The 16947-nt window shown below is 60.1% G+C and carries 16 protein-coding genes and 1 pseudogene; 8 read left to right on the top strand and 9 right to left on the bottom strand.

Annotated elements, in window-relative coordinates; genetic code table 11:
• The first annotated feature begins 28 nt into the window (after nucleotides 1-28).
• The 3 genes from AC6RA8_RS05050 to AC6RA8_RS05040 all read left to right on the top strand — a co-directional run bounded on the left by AC6RA8_RS05050 (nucleotide 29) and on the right by AC6RA8_RS05040 (nucleotide 2013).
• Nucleotides 29-649 (top strand): winged helix-turn-helix domain-containing protein, encoded by a 621-nt coding sequence (locus AC6RA8_RS05050; protein ID WP_500351049.1) that lies wholly within the window; start codon nucleotides 29-31, stop codon nucleotides 647-649.
• A 110-nt stretch (nucleotides 650-759) separates the two neighbouring features.
• Complete coding sequence (locus AC6RA8_RS05045) at nucleotides 760-1341, top strand: tetratricopeptide repeat protein (RefSeq protein WP_500351033.1); 582 nt, start codon at nucleotides 760-762, stop codon at nucleotides 1339-1341.
• Nucleotides 1342-1461: 120 nt separating this feature from the next.
• Nucleotides 1462-2013, top strand: a complete 552-nt coding sequence (locus tag AC6RA8_RS05040; protein WP_500351032.1) for a hypothetical protein — start codon at nucleotides 1462-1464, stop codon at nucleotides 2011-2013.
• 251 nt (nucleotides 2014-2264) lie between these two features.
• On the opposite strand, the gene AC6RA8_RS05035 is transcribed toward AC6RA8_RS05040, so the two are convergent.
• The 4 genes and pseudogenes from AC6RA8_RS05035 to AC6RA8_RS05020 all read right to left on the bottom strand — a co-directional run bounded on the left by AC6RA8_RS05035 (nucleotide 2265) and on the right by AC6RA8_RS05020 (nucleotide 6819).
• Nucleotides 2265-2465 (bottom strand): hypothetical protein, encoded by a 201-nt coding sequence (locus AC6RA8_RS05035; RefSeq protein ID WP_500351031.1) that lies wholly within the window; start codon nucleotides 2463-2465, stop codon nucleotides 2265-2267.
• A gap of 77 nt (nucleotides 2466-2542) precedes the next feature.
• Nucleotides 2543-3613 carry a helix-turn-helix domain-containing protein gene (locus AC6RA8_RS05030; RefSeq protein ID WP_500351030.1) on the bottom strand — a complete coding sequence of 357 codons (1071 nt, stop codon included), beginning with the start codon at nucleotides 3611-3613 and terminating at the stop codon, nucleotides 2543-2545.
• A gap of 127 nt (nucleotides 3614-3740) precedes the next feature.
• Nucleotides 3741-3953: pseudogene (locus AC6RA8_RS05025) on the bottom strand (TraR/DksA C4-type zinc finger protein); the annotation flags it as partial.
• A gap of 577 nt (nucleotides 3954-4530) precedes the next feature.
• Nucleotides 4531-6819 (bottom strand): adenosylcobalamin-dependent ribonucleoside-diphosphate reductase, encoded by a 2289-nt coding sequence (locus AC6RA8_RS05020; protein WP_500351029.1) that lies wholly within the window; start codon nucleotides 6817-6819, stop codon nucleotides 4531-4533.
• Nucleotides 6820-6945: 126 nt separating this feature from the next.
• Here AC6RA8_RS05020 and AC6RA8_RS05015 point away from each other — a divergent pair, with 126 nt between their 5' ends.
• Together AC6RA8_RS05015 and AC6RA8_RS05010 are read left to right on the top strand one after the other, a co-directional pair.
• Complete coding sequence (locus tag AC6RA8_RS05015; RefSeq protein ID WP_500351028.1) at nucleotides 6946-7377, top strand: DUF1489 family protein; 432 nt, start codon at nucleotides 6946-6948, stop codon at nucleotides 7375-7377.
• Between the two features lie 4 nt (nucleotides 7378-7381).
• Entirely contained in the window at nucleotides 7382-7810 is a 429-nt protein-coding gene (locus tag AC6RA8_RS05010; RefSeq protein WP_500351027.1) for a hypothetical protein, read from the top strand.
• On the opposite strand, the gene hisG is transcribed toward AC6RA8_RS05010, so the two are convergent.
• Genes hisG through hisS form a run of 3 tightly spaced genes read right to left on the bottom strand, consistent with a single transcriptional unit; the run spans nucleotide 7807 to nucleotide 11032 of the window.
• Complete coding sequence (gene hisG, locus AC6RA8_RS05005) at nucleotides 7807-8493, bottom strand: ATP phosphoribosyltransferase (RefSeq protein ID WP_500351026.1); 687 nt, start codon at nucleotides 8491-8493, stop codon at nucleotides 7807-7809. The two genes, AC6RA8_RS05010 and hisG, sit on opposite strands and share 4 nt — an antisense overlap.
• Nucleotides 8490-9560 (bottom strand): ATP phosphoribosyltransferase regulatory subunit, encoded by a 1071-nt coding sequence (locus AC6RA8_RS05000; RefSeq protein WP_500351025.1) that lies wholly within the window; start codon nucleotides 9558-9560, stop codon nucleotides 8490-8492. Before AC6RA8_RS05000 ends, hisG begins: the two co-directional genes overlap by 4 nt.
• On the bottom strand, nucleotides 9557-11032 hold the full coding sequence (hisS, locus tag AC6RA8_RS04995; protein ID WP_500351024.1) for a histidine--tRNA ligase: 1476 nt from the start codon (nucleotides 11030-11032) through the stop codon (nucleotides 9557-9559). The genes AC6RA8_RS05000 and hisS overlap by 4 nt, the downstream gene beginning before the upstream one ends.
• 87 nt (nucleotides 11033-11119) lie before the next feature.
• On the opposite strand from hisS, the gene AC6RA8_RS04990 reads away from it, so the two are divergent.
• A complete protein-coding gene (locus tag AC6RA8_RS04990; protein ID WP_500351023.1) occupies nucleotides 11120-11314 on the top strand; it encodes a SlyX family protein in 195 nt (64 codons plus the stop codon).
• 50 nt (nucleotides 11315-11364) lie between these two features.
• Here AC6RA8_RS04990 and AC6RA8_RS04985 read toward each other — a convergent pair whose 3' ends face one another.
• Both AC6RA8_RS04985 and dnaE read right to left on the bottom strand, forming a co-directional pair.
• Nucleotides 11365-12390, bottom strand: coding sequence for a hypothetical protein (locus AC6RA8_RS04985; protein WP_500351022.1), 1026 nt, complete (start codon nucleotides 12388-12390; stop codon nucleotides 11365-11367).
• 92 nt (nucleotides 12391-12482) lie between these two features.
• The gene (gene dnaE, locus AC6RA8_RS04980) at nucleotides 12483-15983 is read right to left on the bottom strand and encodes a DNA polymerase III subunit alpha (protein ID WP_500351021.1); all 3501 of its coding nucleotides are present in this window, start codon (nucleotides 15981-15983) and stop codon (nucleotides 12483-12485) included.
• 123 nt (nucleotides 15984-16106) lie between these two features.
• Between dnaE and AC6RA8_RS04975 the strand changes: the two genes are divergently transcribed.
• Nucleotides 16107-16436: an ArsR/SmtB family transcription factor gene (locus AC6RA8_RS04975; protein WP_500351020.1), complete on the top strand. Its 330-nt coding sequence runs from the start codon at nucleotides 16107-16109 to the stop codon at nucleotides 16434-16436.
• Nucleotides 16433-16891: an SRPBCC domain-containing protein gene (locus tag AC6RA8_RS04970; RefSeq protein ID WP_500351019.1), complete on the top strand. Its 459-nt coding sequence runs from the start codon at nucleotides 16433-16435 to the stop codon at nucleotides 16889-16891. Before AC6RA8_RS04975 ends, AC6RA8_RS04970 begins: the two co-directional genes overlap by 4 nt.
• The last annotated feature ends 56 nt before the right edge of the window (nucleotides 16892-16947 follow it).

Below are 16947 nucleotides of genomic sequence, written 5' to 3'. Positions count from 1 at the left end.
CAGCAAGGATCCTACCCTTTTGAAAGCCGTGGTCTGGGAAAAAACCGGGTCAGTTCTGTATCCCGGGCCAGACACCTATGCGCCCACACGTTTTGATCTTTCATTGCAGGAATTGGAGGATCTCACACGCTTCACGTCCGAAGATTTTCAAGCCGGTTGGTCAAATTATGATCGGTACGGAAAGGAGCTTCTTTATTGCCAGCCCACACCTCGGGTGTGTCTGATCTACACCCGCAGCGAGCTGCAGAACGCACTTCACGTATCTCTGAACGGTGTCAGTCGGGGTGCGATGGGATTGCTGGCAAGTGTGGGGCTGCTGAGCCTGTTCTTGTTCTGGCGTCGTGGGACCAACACCAAGCCTGACGATCAACTTGTCCTGATGCCCGAACAGCATAGTGCGCGGCGTGGTACGCTGGAAGTCGCTTTGACACCACGCGACTTTCGTTTGCTTGAATTTCTTCAAACACGACAAGGCAAGGTTGTCACCAAGGATGAGCTTTACGACGCTGGGTGGGGCCGCGACTTCATGCCCAACTCACGGGCGCTGGATCAGCACATGATTAACCTGCGAAAGAAGCTTGACCCCGACAAGTCTCGATCTCCCGTGATCGAAACTGTGCGTGGCGTTGGCTATCGGCTTCTGGAATAGCCGTTTTTGCATTTTTTTTGCATATTTCTTGCGGGAAATTCGCACATCAGCTGGGCCGAATTGTTCAAGTGTATCGTGATCCAACACCTTGAATGAGAGGCGAGACCCAGATGCGTATGCATTCATTGACTGTCCCGACTATTGCACTCCTCACCGTCCTTGCGTCACCTGCTGTTGCACAAAGTTTTGGGCAATGCGGCAAGCACAAGTCGGACGCGTACGGCACCCACAATCCCGAAGAGCTTACGATCTGCAGCCATATCGACCGTATGCGGCACGGGGAGACGCATCCGGTTTTGGGCTTCATCGGCTACATCGAGTCGAAGGCCGGCAACCATGACACGGCGCGCGAGATCTTCAGCACCCTGGCTGATGAAGGTAACGTTCCAGCGATGACCTGGATGGCCTGGATGGAAGATAATGGTCTGGGCGGGCCCGAGGATGCCGCCGCGGCTGCGGAGTGGGACCGCCGCTCCATGGAAGCGGGCAGCTCGGTCGGGGCATTCAACTATGGCTTGGATATTCTTCGCGGCCGTGGTGTTACCTACAACGAGGAGCTTGGCCGCCGGATCATCCAGCGCGCGGCCGAACTCGGAGATCGTTCTGCGCAGCATTTGATCGACAATGACTTCGATCTCGACAGCGTCACGCCCGACGCCGATGAGTGGAAATACGAGAAAAAACTCTTCTGAGCGGGAACAGGTCAGCCGTCAAACATCCGTCTGAAGGGCAGCCTGCGCCCGTCATGCGGCTGCGCAGACCAACATTGTCACAGCGACGACACCCCTGAAAATCATCAAAAGGACAAGAAGATGAACAAGATGACACGCCGTGAGGGTCTAACTACGATCGGCACAACTGTCGCGGCCGTTGCCCTAGGGGCCAACGCCAGCAAGGCCGCAACTGAGGTCGCCGCTGCGTTCGATCAATCGAATATCAAATGGAACACGCTCGAGGGCATTGAGCACCTTTGGTACCACGTTCTCAACGTTGATCGGGATTTAAAGGTCGTCGATCTGCTGTTGAAGTTCGCCGCAAATGAAAAGGTCGTTCTGCACAAGCATCATGCGGACTACAGCACGTTCATCATCCAGGGCGAGTTGCGCCTTTACGATGCCGAAGGTGAACTGACCGAAATCCGCCCAACCGCGAGTTTTGTTCAGAAATCCGCTGGCGGCGCGCCACATACCGAAGGCGGCGGGGACGAAGACTGCATCGCTTGGTTCAGCAACAAAGGCACCGACGGTGTGATTTACGAAATCTTGGGGCCAAATGGCGAGACTCTGGGCACTCTGGGCGTGCCGGAATTCGAAGCCTTGATGCAGGCGCAGGGCGAACCGGTACAGCCCATTACTCCAGGCTAGGATGATGCCGCTGCGTTCAAGCCAAGCCAGTCATTTACACGGCCACAGGCATCGCTGGGAAAGTGGATGAAAACCCCACTTTGGGCCGTATTCACAGAAGCGGCCCAAAGCTGCTATTGGGGCTGCCGACACCTGTGGCAACTGACCACATGGCGACGCAGGGCCCCAGAATACTCCGGTCCTGCACCTCCACGGCGATTGACGTACACGCACGGGCTCAGCGTGTGCGCCATCTTGGATTAGGCGAGACGCTATTCCGACACGGGCTGCACAGCGTCGTCGTCGTCCTGGGTCACATCTGGGCGCGGCGCAACTGCCTTGGGTGTGCACAACTCCATAAAGCCACAGAACATCCCCTCCTTAGGATAAGTGGAAGGGACCTCGACGGGCATCGCCTGCACCTGACCGACGCTCGCGACAACAATTGCAAAGGTCAAAGCAAGTTCACGCATGGGACATCTCCTTTGTCTGCTATGCCTGCCCCAAGAAATGCTCCCATCCCCGGCCCCATGCGCGCCGAGTTTGGAAATCAGTGCAGATTTGCAGAGATCGGAGATGATCTTTCAGAATCGGCGCGTGCCTCAGACAGCACATCGCGGCGATACTCCGTCGGGCTGCAGCCTATTTCGGCGCGAAATGCCCGGTTAAACGGACCCATCGATGCGAAACCCACATCATAAGCGACTTCCAGCATTGTCGTGTGCATATGCGCCGGGTCCCGCAACAGATCGGCAGCCGCATCAATGCGGGCGCGGTTGATGAAGCTCGAAAAATTGCGATGCCCCAGCCCGCGGTTGATGGCTCGGCGCAACCGGTGTTCTGGCACGGCCAGCCGTGAAGCCAGCGCACCGATGGTCAGGCCCTCTTCTCGCCAAATACCCGCAGACATTGCGGCCGTGATCCGACCGATCAACGCAGTGTCGGGTCCCTCAGCAACTGAACTGGCCCGCGATGGCGTGGGCGTCTCGTTTGTCTCGCCTGGCCACATGGATGCGTCCGGGCGCAGCAGCCAAAGGGCAAAGGCCAAGCTCACGACAAATGCCCCCGAAGACTGCAACAGAGCCAACAAAAGCGCCCCTTGCTCTAAAAGCCCAAGGGCCTGCACACCCGTCAAAACAAAGGCCAAACCGGCAATCGCAACAGCGAAGGCCGGGCGGGCCCGGCACCTGCAATCCACCAGATCATCCCGGGCAGTCCAAAGGGAAAGCCCCACTAGCGCACCGTAGAGCGCAACGGCCACTGTGTTGCACAGAGGCAGCGTGCCCGGCGAGATCAGGTCAACGTAAATCACGCCAGACGTCCCCAAACCCGCCGCAATCCACGGCCAACGTCGCCTGGGTCCGTCCAGAAAGATGCTGACTATGAACCACGTGATCGCCGCCGGTGTCAGGGCGGCCAGCAAAAGCAGGTTGTTCATCGCAAGTGGCGGCAACTCCAGAGGAAGCACAGCGTGTGTGACCAGAAGCGACGACTTGCTGACAGAGATAGCCGCCGCCGACAGCCGACCCTCCAACCCAATTGGCGCACGCCACAGCAACAACGCCAACAAAAACAACAAGGTGATCGCGCCGCCGCGTAGTGCCAGATCCAGATACATCATAGCCGTCACCTCCTGATCCGAAAGCAGCCTCGCACGACATTAGCCGATCCTGATCAGCAACCGCGCACCGATTAATGAAAAAAGTGCGTCGATTCCTGAAATCAAGGCATCTGCACCAGCCCCGTTGCTTCAATTGACTTTCCTTAGACCGGCGCTGGTTGATACTAGCCCGAGCCTTATAAACTGCATCGCATTCGGCCACGCGGTCGACGCACAGGTTCAAGCCGGGAATGGCTCTGCGGCGCGCCTCGGGGATAGGTTCCTCGCATTCGGCACAATGGGTCAGCCTCTCATCCAAAGGAGCCTTGCGGGCCTGCATCAATGCCAGTTCATCGGACATTGATGCCTAGATCCCCTCGGATATGGCACGATACTTGGGCCCATCTATCCGCCATCAGGCGCCCTTCGCTGTTCCAAAGACATGTCTTAAAGCGGTTATCAAACACCCGCAGCCTGCCCCTTGGCAACAATCATATCGATCACCGCCTGCCTACCTGGTGCATCCTCAAGCAGCCAAGGACAGGGTGATCTGTCCCACACATGTGTCGTAAACGCCTCAACCAGAAGAACATAACAATCGACGCCCGGATATCGCTCCTCGGTCACCTTTTCTCTTGGCTTCCGCAACTTCATTGCCGGGTGTAATGGTTTCTTTTGGAACCTGGGAGTGTCGGCTCCTTTCAAACGCGCAGTTCCATATTGCAACTGCGGCGAATGACGGCTTCCCGCCCAAAACTCCGTAATAAATCTAATGCATCTGCGACCCCAATAAGCCGCAGCTCCCAAGTACCTGCCAAACATTAAAGAGGCCTCGGTTAAAGCCGAGGCTTGCCTTTCGTATCACTAGCCAAAATGACCTATTGAGACGTTTAGGTCATGTTGTGTGACACGCTACAGTTCACCCGGAACAAACCAGTTTATCCACACTTCGAAAAGCCGCAGGACGCACACGTCATACAGCCTTCGATCATGCGCATCTCGTAGCTACCGCAACTTGAGCAAGCTTTGCCACGCGGCGCATCAATCCCAGCAACGTCAGCCTGCGGATCCGATTTGAGGCCCATGCCCTCGCCTTCAATAAAACCGATCTTGATCATGTGTTGTTCGATCACGCCACCGATGGCGGCCAGGATTGACGGGATGTATTTTCCTTGCATCCACGCGCCTCCACGTGGGTCAAAGACGGCCTTAAGTTCTTCTACCACAAACGACACGTCCCCACCCCGCCGGAACACGGCCGAGATCATACGCGTCAGGGCAACCGTCCATGCGAAATGCTCCATATTCTTCGAGTTAATGAACACTTCAAAGGGACGTCTATGCCCGCCGATCACCAGGTCGTTGATGGTGATGTAGAGCGCGTGTTCACTGTCCGGCCACTTGACCTTGTACGTGTTGCCTTCAAGTGCGCTGGGCCGGTCCAAGGGCTCAGCCATGTAGATCACATCACCATGAGGCTGCAGCGGTTCAGCGTCGCCATTGGCCAGCACCGGTGCCTCGGCCGGTTTATCCTCGGCCACAGTCAAAACCGAGCCTGTCACCGCGTTCGGACGGTATGTCGTGCACCCTTTGCACCCTGTGTCCCATGCCTGCATATAGACGTTCTTGAAGTCGTCAAAGCTGATGTCTTCGGGACAGTTGATTGTTTTCGAAATCGACGAGTCGACCCACTTTTGCGCCGCAGCCTGCATCTTCACGTGATCAGAAGGCGCCAGTGTCTGCGCATTGACGAAATAGTCGGGCAGCTCGGCATCGCCAAACTTATCGCGCCACATTTGCACCGCGTAATCAACGACTTCCTCTTCGGTGCGAGAGCCATCCTTTTGCAGGACCTTGCGCGTGTAGGCATAGGCAAAGACCGGTTCGATCCCGCTCGATACGTTTCCAGCGTAAAGACTGATCGTACCCGTTGGCGCGATGGACGTCAGAAGCGCATTGCGAATGCCGTGCTTGGCGATGGCATCACGCACGTCGGCGTCCATCGCCTGCATCGTGCCTGACTGCAGATAAGCGTCTGCATCAAAGAGAGGAAAGGCACCCTTTTCCTTCGCCAATTGCACCGACGCCAGATAGGCGGCGCGGGCGATCGCTTTCAACCATTGCTCGGTCTGACGCGCCGCCTCGTCCGATCCATAGCGCAGGCCCATCATCAACAGCGCGTCTGCCAACCCGGTGACGCCCAGCCCAATGCGGCGCTTGGCTTGTGCCTCGCGCGCCTGGGCTTCGAGTGGGAACCGGGATGCATCGACCACGTTGTCCATCATACGGACTGCTGTGGCGACAAGTTCGGACAGCGCAACTTCGTCCAATCCCGCAGCTTCTTCAAATGGTTGACTGACCAGACGCGCGAGGTTGATGGAACCAAGCAGGCATGCGCCGTAGGGGGGCAAGGGTTGTTCACCGCAGGGGTTTGTCGCCGCGATGGTCTCGCAGTAGTTCAGGTTATTGGCGGCGTTGATCCGGTCGATGAAGATCACGCCGGGTTCCGCGTAATCATAGGTCGATTTCATGATGCCGTTCCACAGATCACGCGCCTGAACCGTCTTGTAGACCGTGCCGTCGAACAACAGATCCCAAGACCCGTCAGACTTGACCGCATCCATGAACGCATCCGTCACCAGCACGGACACGTTGAACATGCGCAGGCGCGCCGCATCGGACTTTGCGGTGATGAAATCTTCGATGTCCGGGTGGTCGCAGCGCATGGTCGCCATCATTGCGCCGCGTCGGCTTCCTGCGGACATGATCGTCCGGCACATCGCATCCCAGACGTCCATGAAACTCAAAGGTCCAGAGGCATCTGCGGCCACTCCTTTGACCCCTGCCCCCTTGGGCCGGATGGTCGAGAAATCGTAGCCGATGCCGCCGCCCTGCTGCATGGTCAGAGCCGCCTCTTTCAGCATGTCGAATATACCGGCCATGCTGTCTGGGATTGTCCCCATAACAAAGCAGTTGAACAGGGTGACCGATCGTGCTGTCCCAGCCCCGGCGGTGATGCGACCGGCAGGCAGGAATTTGAAATCCTCCAAGGCGTTGTAAAACGTGTGTTCCCAGGCCTTGGGGTCTTTCTCGACCTTTGCAAGATCGCGCGCAATGCGCCGCCAACTTTCTTCAACCGTCGCGTCGATGGGCGTACCTTCAGCTTCCTTGAAGCGATACTTCATATCCCAAATCTGTTCGGCGATCGGCGCAGCGAAACGTGTCATCAGAACATCCCCATGGTGGCAGTCGAATCTATCGGTCGGCAGAAGATCACCACCGTAGCACACCCCAACAGATTGCAGAAGCGCCGATACACGCTACAATATAGAGTGTGGCTTGGGGACGACTCTGTGGATAAGTACATCAACCTGATCAAACTGTCGGTTGGCAGCGAAAGCTATGAAAGCCTGGCGGCTTGGCAACAGACCAAGCGCGCGCAAACCGCCGATGGCTTTCCCCGCCATGTCACCCGCATGTGGCCCAAGCGGGAAAAGGAAATCCTGAACGGTGGTTCGATTTTCTGGGTCGTCAAAGGCGTTCTGACCTGCCGTCAGCGTATTATCCGGCTGGATGAAGTCATTGGCAGCGATGGCATACGCCGCTGTGCCATCGTGTCAGACCCCGAGTTGGTGCGGGTTCAATCCGCGCTAAAACGCCCGTTTCAAGGATGGCGATATCTCAAGCCCGAAGACACCCCGCCGGACCTACCAAAAGGCCGCGAGCGGGAGGATCCGCTGCCAGTCGAATTGAACCGCGCGCTGGCCGAAATTGGGGTCCTTTGACACCATGGCAACCGCCCAACGTGCAATCGTTGCACTGATGTTCCTCTGGGCAGGGGCCTGCATAAGCGGAAACCTCATTGCGGCACCCGCAAAATTCACTGTGGACACACTGGACCTGTCGCTCGCCCTGCAGGTCGGTCGTGCCCAGTTCACATGGATCGGGTACTTCGAATGGCTGTTGGGGATCGTCATTGTCGTGCTCGCGATGCTCGCGCGATGGCGGCTCCCCTTGCCTGTCATTGCCGCAATCTGCGTGTTCTTGATCCAACAGATCTTCGTTCAACCGATGCTTGAGGCACGCAGCGATTTGATCATTGCGGGCGCACCTTACGATAGCTCCAGCCACGGTCATCTGATCTTTGTCGCGTTGGAGGTGCTTAAAGTGACATGTCTTTTGATCGCAGGTTGGAGCGGCGCACGACCGCGTGCTTAACCCAGACGAGCACGCAATTCTTTGAGTACGGCGCGATCATCATCCTGCACCTCGGCGATACGCGAGCGCCACAACGTCGCCTGACTGGCAAGGATCAGACCGTCACTCAATATCTTGAGGTGGTTGGCACGCAACGTGTCCCCGGACGATGTGATGTCGGCAATCGCCTCAGCCGTCTCATTGGCCACCGTGCCTTCGGTCGCGCCCTGGCTGTCGACAAGGGCATAATCGGCCACGCCCGCCTCGCGCAGGAAGTCCCGCACCAGCCGGTGATACTTGGTCGCGATGCGCAGGCGGAACCCGTGGGCCGCGCGAAACGCAGCCGCAGCCGCATCCAGATCATCGGTCAGGTCCACGTCGATCCATGCCTGCGGTACAGCGAGAACGAGGTCTGCGTGGCCAAAGCCCATCTCGGCCATCGGTTCGACCTGCTGTTCCCAAAGTGGCAGCTTTTCATGCACAAGGTCGGTGCCGGTCACCCCAAGGTGGATGCGTCCGGCGGCCAGCTCGCGTGGCATTTCACCAGCAGACAGCAGCACGAGGGACACGCCGTCGATACCGTCGACGGCCCCCGCATATTCGCGATCCGATCCCGTGCGGCTGAGCGTGATGCCCCGCTTGTCGAACCACTGGAACGTCTTTTCCATCAGCCGCCCCTTGGACGGCACACCCAGCTTGATCATGGCATCGCCTCCAATTCGACCAGAAGGCCGGGGCGGATGACAGCCCCCACTGCCGGGATTTCCTGGCCCGCGCCAAGGCGACGGGTCAACGCATCGTACCGCCCGCCGGAGGCGATGGGTGGCAGATCGGGCCGCTGTTCAGCGTAAAAGCCGAACACGAAACCATCGTAGTATTCCATTGAGGTGCGCCCGAAACTGGCCTCGAATTCGAGGTTGTCCACGTCCACACCCCGCGCACTGAGAGCTTCGGCCCGCGCGTCGATGCGTTTCACGGCGGGGCGAATGGCGGGCAGATCCACACAAAGGGTGTGCATCTGCGCCAGCGCGAAGGGCAGCGTTTCGCGGACATTCAAAAGCGCATCAAGGCTGTCCATCTGCGCGCCTGACAAAGGTGGCTCAGCGACATCAGCGTGTAGTGCGGCAATCCGCGCGTCAATTTCCGTCCGGCTGCGCAATCCGGTCAGCGGCGCGTCTGTCTGTACTTCGCCGGCCAACAGGGCCACCCGGGTTTCCGGCACGTCACTGCGCCCCGAGAACCGGTCGAGCAGCGCGCGGAACCTGCGCGGACGCCAGATGTGGCGACGCAGGGCGGCCTTGCGCCGCTCGGATGTATCGAGACCGTCCACGGCGGCCATCAGCACGCCGATGTCACCAGTCGCTGCGCGCAGGGACTGGGTGCTGACCGCATCTGCGATCAGGGCGAACACCTCGGCATCTGCGGCGGCCGGGTCGGTGCGGTCAAACACCTCGTACCCCACTTGCAGGAATTCATTGGCCCGGTCCGGGTCTTCCTCCTGCCGACGAAATACCTCGCCCGCATAGGTGTAGCGTGCGGGTTCGGCGCCGTTTGACATGTGCATCTGGACCACCGGCACAGTGAAGTCCGGGCGCAGCATCTGTTCCCCGCGCAGTGCGTCAGAGGTGACGTAGGCACGCGCGCGGATATCCTCGCCATAGAGGTCAAGCAGCAGGTCGGCGGGTTGAAGGATGGGAGGTTCCACAGCCTGTGCGCCCGCCGCGACAAAGTTGTCGCGCAGGGCATAGGCCCGCTGGCGTGCTTGGGTCATTGGTTCAGGATCTCCCGCACCTTTGCCAGCATCTGGTCGCGGGGCACTTCAAACTGGCTGGGATTTTCGGCCCATTCCTCATGCGTCGCCGTCTCAGCAATCTTGGCGCCCAGATAGAGATCCTTGATCTGCACCACACCGCGCTCTTTTTCGTCCCCGCCTTCAATGATGGCGATAGGGGCGTTTCGTTTGTCCGCATATTTGAGCTGGTTACCGAAGTTTTTCGGGTTTCCGAGGTAGACCTCGGCCCGGACACCAGCGCTGCGCAGTTCGGCCACCATTTTCTGGTAGTCGGCCATACGATCTCGGTCCATGACCGTGACGACGACCGGCCCCTGTTCAGTTGTGCCGATGCGGTTCGTGGCACGCAGGGCGGCGAGCAGCCGGTCGACACCAATGGAGACGCCTGTGGCTGGCACTTCCTGCCCGGTGAAGCGTTTGACGAGGTCATCGTAGCGCCCCCCACCCGCGACGGAGCCGAACTGGACCGTCTGGCCCTTTTCGTTCTGGACGTCGAAGGTGAGTTCCGCCTCGTAGACGGGACCAGTGTAGTAGCCCAAGCCTCGCACGACGGAAGGGTCGATCACGATGCGGTCGGGGCCGTAGCCTGCAGCGTCGAGGAGGGCGGCGATTTCTTCCAGTTCGGCGACGCCTTTTGCGCCGATGTCGGAGCCTTGGACCAGTTCACGCAGACGCGTAACGGTGTCGGGACCCGTATCGCGTTTGGCATCCATAAAGCCCATGACGGTATCGGCTTCGGCGTCGCTCAGACCGGCACCTTTAGTGTAGTCGCCGCTTTCGTCCTTGCGTCCTTCGCCCAGCAGAGCACGCACACCGTCCGGCCCGAGCCGGTCGAGCTTGTCGATGGCGCGCAGGACGATGCCGCGTTCGGCTTCGTTGTCGTCTCCGGCTAGGCCCGCGACTTCCATCACGCCGTTCAGCACCTTGCGGTTGTTGATGCGGATCACGTAGTCGCCGCGCTCAATCCCCACGGCTTCGAGCGTGTCGGAGAGCATCGCGCAGATCTCGGCATCCGCGGCCATCGACGCAGTACCAACCGTGTCCGCATCGCATTGATAGAACTGTCGAAACCGCCCAGGACCTGGCTTTTCATTGCGCCAGACCGGCCCCATCGTGTAGCGGCGATAAGGGTTGGGCAGGTCGTTGCGATGTTGCGCATAGACGCGCGCCAGCGGGGCCGTCATGTCGTAGCGCAAGGCAAGCCAGTCGCCGTCTTCTTCCTGCCAGGCAAAAACACCTTCGTTCGGGCGGTCGACGTCCGGCAGGAACTTGCCCAGCGCCTCGACCGTTTCCACAGCACTGGATTCGAGCGCGTCAAACCCGTAGCGATGATACACCCCGGCGATCTTTTGCAACATCTCGGCCCGGTCGGTGACGTCCGTGCCGAAATAGTCGCGGAACCCCTTGGGCGTCTGGGCCTTGGGGCGTGGAGTTTTCTTGGGCTTGGCCATGGTGGCGCTCCGGGTTTGCGTTCGGGCGCGGGGATACCGCAGGCATGGGGGCTGGGCAAGCAGGGCGTGAGATGGCAGGAGGGAGGGATGGAACAATTGGAAGAACAGATCGCGCATTTGCAGCGCACGGTGGACGAATTGTCGGACGTGGTGGCACGGCAGGAAACCGAGATAGCCCTTCTCACGCGCCGGGTGCAGATGCTGGTGGAGCGGGAAGCGCAGCGTGAGGCAGATGGCGGTGGTGGTGTCATCATCGGCGATGAGCGACCGCCGCATTATTGAACCTGAAGGCCCAGTTGAGATCTGTCCTTCGGTGAGCAGATGCGTTGCTGTCAGGGTGTTTTGAGGGCTGTGGCCAGAACGGCGCCATCGTGCAACAGCATGTCCGCCCAGCGCCCGTTGTCAGTGAAATTTTCATAGGCGCTGATGAAGGTCGTGTTGCGTGACAATCGGCTGATCCGATCACCGCATGGTTTGTTACGACCCACGTTGCACACACGGCGTTTGAGTTGCTCATACGCCTTGTCGGTTGTGGAATAGGGGTATTCTTCGGCCGGGAGGCCATAGCGTAGTTGTTCGTGGAAGGCCGGATCGCCAAACAGCGCGAGGGCCGCCGTGAACTGGCGCGGACAGTTGTCAGAAAAGCCGGTGACATAGAAGGTTCTTTGTGCGGTGCTATCCGGAGCAGTGTCATAGAGCGTGTACCCGCGCCCCTTGCTGGCGGCCTTGTCCACCATTTGGGCCATTTGGGCGGGCCGGGCATCGCAGACCCGGGCGATCTGCCCGAAGGGGACGGTCATGCCGGGGGCCACGTCCAAGACATTCGCATCGCGCGCAGTCGAGACGCGGGGGCGGCCAAACAGCCCGCGCCGCTTTTCTGGCTCGACAAGCGCCGGGATTTGCGCTGCCGGAATATCTTCGGCCTTGGCTAGGAGTGCTGTTTCCGCGTCTTGCGGGGTAGCAGCCGCCTGTACGGCACCTGTATTCGCCGCTGTATCACTCTGTCCTGCACTCCTCAGCCAGCCCAGAATGCCGCCGGAGGCGCGTGGTGTGCGTTGGATCTGTTCCACGCGTGCTGCGTCTGCTTGCGGCCGGACGATGGCTGCGACGTCCGAGACCTCGGCGCCCAAGGGTGCAGGGGTTGTCTGTCCGTCACTAGAAGGCACCTCGGCGTCTGCGTCATTCAGAAGATCGGTCAGAATGGGGCCTTCGCGCGCAAGCTCTTCTGCAGAGGGAAGCGCGCTGTTGCCGGGTTCTGCCGGCAGCATCGCCCCTTCGGACACCCGTTCGATACCGCGCAAGGGATCGCCACAGGCGGCAAGCGCAAGCAGCATCAGACATGCCATTGCCGGTCGCATCAGGTGCGTCTCCTCCCACAGATTTTTAGCGTCCCGGAGACGTCATTAGCGACAAGAGCGCTTCAGGTCCAGCGATGCGGGCGGAGCGTTGCCTACATCTCTTGCACGTCCAGCACGCCGGACAGCGATTTGATCGCCCCCTTGATCTGCGGTGTGACCGGGTATTCCGTGCCCAGATCCATCTCAACCTCGCCCGGCAGGCTGTCATCCATGAGGCAGACGGTGATGGGACCGCGCCCTGCGCCCTTGGCTGCTGTCACCGCCCCTTCGAGCACGGTTGCGACAGATGCAAGCGCGTTTGGAGCTTCGACGAAGATGCGCAGCCCCATGCCACCCACATCGGCCACGACTGTGTCGATGGCTGCGACCGATCGGCCCAGCAGTTTGAGCTGGTCGGATTCCATCGTCGCCTCGACCGTGACGATCACCTTCGCGCCGGTTTCGAGGTGGTCCTGCGCCTTCTCAAGGCTTTCGGAGAACAGCGTGACCTCGAACGCGCCCGTCGTGTCGGACATCTGGCAGAAGGCAAAGCGGTTGCCGCGGGCGGATTTGCGGATTTGCAGGCCCGACACGACCCCCGCCAGCTTGGCCACAAGCGGTTGGCTTTCGGCCTTGGCCGTGACCTCGTCCAGCGTGAGGATACCCTTGCGTTTCAGCGGACCCATGTAGTCGTCGAGCGGGTGGCCGGAGAGGTAGAAACCAACCGCCTTGTGTTCTTCGCCAAGCCGTTCCGAAGGCAACCAGTCGTCCACCGGCATGAGGCGCGGTTCGGGCAGGTCGTCGCCAGCCTCGCCGAAGAGAGAGACCTGGTTGGAGTTTTTCTGATCATGCACGGCCGCTGAATAGGCGCTGAGTGCATCCAGCGCGTCGAAGACGCGGCGGCGATTGGGGTCGAGTTGGTCGAAGGCGCCTGCACGGGCCAGCATTTCGAGCGGGCGCTTACCGACCTTCTTCAGATCCACGCGGCGGGCGAAGTCGAAGAGGTTGACGAAAGGTTTGTCGCCGCGGGCCTCTTGCACCAGCCGCATTGCCTCGACGCCCACGTTTTTCAGCGCGCCCAGCGCGTAGACCAGCGCGCCGTCGACCACCTTGAACGTTGCATCGGAGCGGTTCACGCAGGGCGGCACCCATGGCAGGTCGAGCCCCTTGCGCACCTCTTCGAAGTAGACCGCCAGCTTGTCGGTGAGGTGAATATCGCAGTTCATCACACCGGCCATGAATTCGACCCGGTGGTTCGCCTTGAGCCATGCCGTTTGGTAGCTGACCACCGCATAGGCCGCCGCGTGGGACTTGTTGAAGCCGTAGTTCGCGAACTTGTCGAGCAGGTGCCAGACTTCCAGCGCCTTGTCCTCATCCACGCCGTTTTCCTTGGATCCGGCGAGGAATTTGGGGCGCTCGGCGTCCATCGCCTCCTGAATTTTCTTACCCATGGCGCGGCGGAGAAGGTCGGCGCCGCCGAGGCTGTAGCCCGCCATTTCCTGCGCGATCTGCATCACCTGTTCCTGGTAGACGATGATGCCCTGGGTTTCGTCCAGAATGTGGTCGATGGAGGGGTGCAGGGTGTCGCGTTCGCTCAGCCCGTTCTTGACCTCGCAGAACTTCGGGATGTTCTCCATCGGGCCCGGTCGGTAGAGGGCCACGAGGGCGATGATATCCTCGATACAGTCGGGCTTCATCCGCTTGAGCGCGTCGATCATGCCCGAGCTTTCCACCTGGAACACGGCGACCGTCTTGCCTGCGGCGTAGAGCTTGTAAGACACCTCGTCATCGAGGGGGATGCCGCCGATGTCATTCTCCATCCCATCCGCGGGCGTATAGAGTTCAGTGCCATCCGCTGCGATGTGCAGTTTGCGGCCCGAGCCGAGGATCTGTTCAACGGCGTTCTGGATCACCGTCAGGGTTTTCAGGCCGAGGAAGTCGAATTTGACAAGGCCCGCCTGTTCCACCCATTTCATGTTGAATTGGGTGGCAGGCATGTCCGAGCGCGGGTCCTGATAGAGCGGGACAAGCGCATCAAGCGGGCGATCCCCGATCACGACACCGGCGGCGTGGGTGGAGGCGTTTCTGAGCAGCCCCTCGACCTGCTGGCCATAGGTTAGCAGCCGATCAACGACCTCCTCGTTCCGCGCTTCTTCGCGCAATCGCGGTTCGTCCTTCAGGGCCTTTTCGATGCTGACAGGTTTGACCCCTTCAACCGGGATCAGCTTCGACAGCCGGTCCACCTGGCCGTAGGGCATCTGCAACACGCGCCCGATGTCGCGCACAGCGGCCTTCGACAAAAGTGCACCAAAGGTGATGATCTGGCCCACCTTGTCGCGCCCATATTTCTCTTGCACATAGCGGATCACTTCCTCGCGCCGGTCCATGCAGAAGTCGATGTCGAAGTCGGGCATCGAGACCCGTTCGGGGTTCAGGAAGCGTTCGAACAGCAGCGCATAGCGGAGGGGGTCAAGATCGGTGATTGTCAGCGCATAGGCCACGAGGCTGCCCGCACCGGAGCCACGGCCCGGACCCACCGGAATATCGTGATCCTTCGCCCATTTTATGAAGTCGGCCACGATCAGGAAGTAACCGGGGAAGCCCATGCCTTCGATGATGTCCAACTCGAAATCGAGACGTTTTTGGTATTCATCGACAGAGGTCGCATGGGGGATGACCTTCAGCCGCTCCTGCAAGCCTTCGTTGGACTGGCGGCGCAGTTCCTGCACCTCGTCATCTGCGAACTTCGGCAGGATTGGGTCACGGCGATAGGCCATAAAGGCACAGCGTTGTGCGATTTCAACCGTGTTTTCGATCGCCTCCGGCAGGTCTGCGAACAGCGTCACCATCTCGGCCTGAGATTTGAAGTAGTGCTGGGCGGTCAGGCGGCGTCGTGCTTCCTGCTGGTCGACATAGGCGCCCTCGGCGATGCAGATCAGCGCGTCGTGGCTTTCGTACATATCCGGTTTTGGGAAATAGACGTCGTTGGTGGCAACCAGCGGCAGGTCCATGGCATAGGCCATTTCGACCAGAGGCCGTTCCGTCAAACGCTCGGCCTCGGGCTGGCCACCCTCGCCCGGATGGCGTTGCAGCTCGACATAGAGCCGGTCCGCAAAGGTCTCTTTGAGCCGGTCCATGAGGGCCTGTGCGGCAGGCGCTTGGCCGGTTTGCAGCAGCATCCCGACGGGGCCGTCGGGGCCACCGGTCAGGCAGATGACGTCATCAGAATGCGCGGCCAGTTCGTCAACCGTCACATGAGGCAGCTCGGACCCCTCGCGCAAGTAAAGGCACGAGTTCAGCTTCATCAGATGTTCGTAGCCCGCCTCGGTCTGGGCCAGCAGCACCAGCGGGGCAGGATCGCGGGGCCGCTCGCCCGGGCGCGGGGTCATGTATTGCAGATCGACCTGGCAGCCGATGATCGGCTGCACCCCCGCCCCGGCCATGCCGACCGAGAACTCAAGCGCTGCAAACATGTTGTTCGTGTCGGTCAGCGCAATGGCGGGCATCCCAGCATCCCGCACAACGCCCGGCAGCTTTTTCAGGCGCATGGCGCCTTCAAGCAGCGAGTATTCGGAGTGGGTGCGCAGGTGAATGAATCGGGGGGCGTCAGTCATGCGGTCCACGATATGTCGTGGCGCGCGCGCAGGAAAGCCCCACAAGATGTTATCCACAGGTCAATAGATAGCCATTCAACTAAGTGTCTTGACTCGAATCGCCCAACAGAAATACTTAGCCACATGACTAACCAACTCGACAGCTTCTTCAGTGCCCTTGCTGACCCGACCCGCCGCGCGGTGGTGGAACAGCTGATCCACGGCCCCGCTGCGGTCAGCGCCCTGCATGACGGGCACGACATGGCGCTGCCGACCTTCCTGCGGCATCTCAAGGTGCTGGAAGACAGTGGGTTGGTCACAAGCACGAAAAAGGGGCGCGTCCGCACGGTCGAGATGCGGCCCGATGCCCTGCGCGCCGGGGCGGACTGGCTCAACGCGCACAAGACGATGTGGGAGGGCCGGATGGACCGGCTTGCCCGCCTCGCCGACCAACTGGAAAGGACCCGGACATGACCACCGACACCGGACATTTTGAACTGACCCGCACATTTCCCCTGACACCAGACCGCCTGTGGCATGTCCTGACAGATGCCGAGATGCGCGGTACTTGGAACGCGCCGGGCGAAGGGATGGTCATGACATTGCAAACGTCGGACTTCCGGGTTGGCGGGCTTGAGACGCACCACGCGGGGCCCGCGGACAATCCGGAATTCACCGTCGACACCCGCTGGTACAGGATTGACGGACCACACGATGCCGCCTTTACCGAGACAGTGAACATGGGCGATGCTACCAACGCGACCACGCTTGTCACCTACCGGATCGCGACAGAGGGCGATGGCACCCGGCTTCATGTCTCGGTTGCCGTATCCTCCTTTGCTGGACCAGATGCGGATGGCGAGTTCAAGGCGGGCTGGGAAGCCGGGCTGGCCAATCTGGAGGCACTTGCGGCGAAGATGGCTGCCTGACAGGGCCGCACAGCTTGCCAAGCCCTGCCTGCCTGCCCTAACCTGACGTCCGACAG

The organism is Tateyamaria sp., from assembly GCF_059783535.1.
Note: the sequence above shows the minus strand (reverse complement) of the source record. Positions and strands in the feature narration are given on the sequence as shown.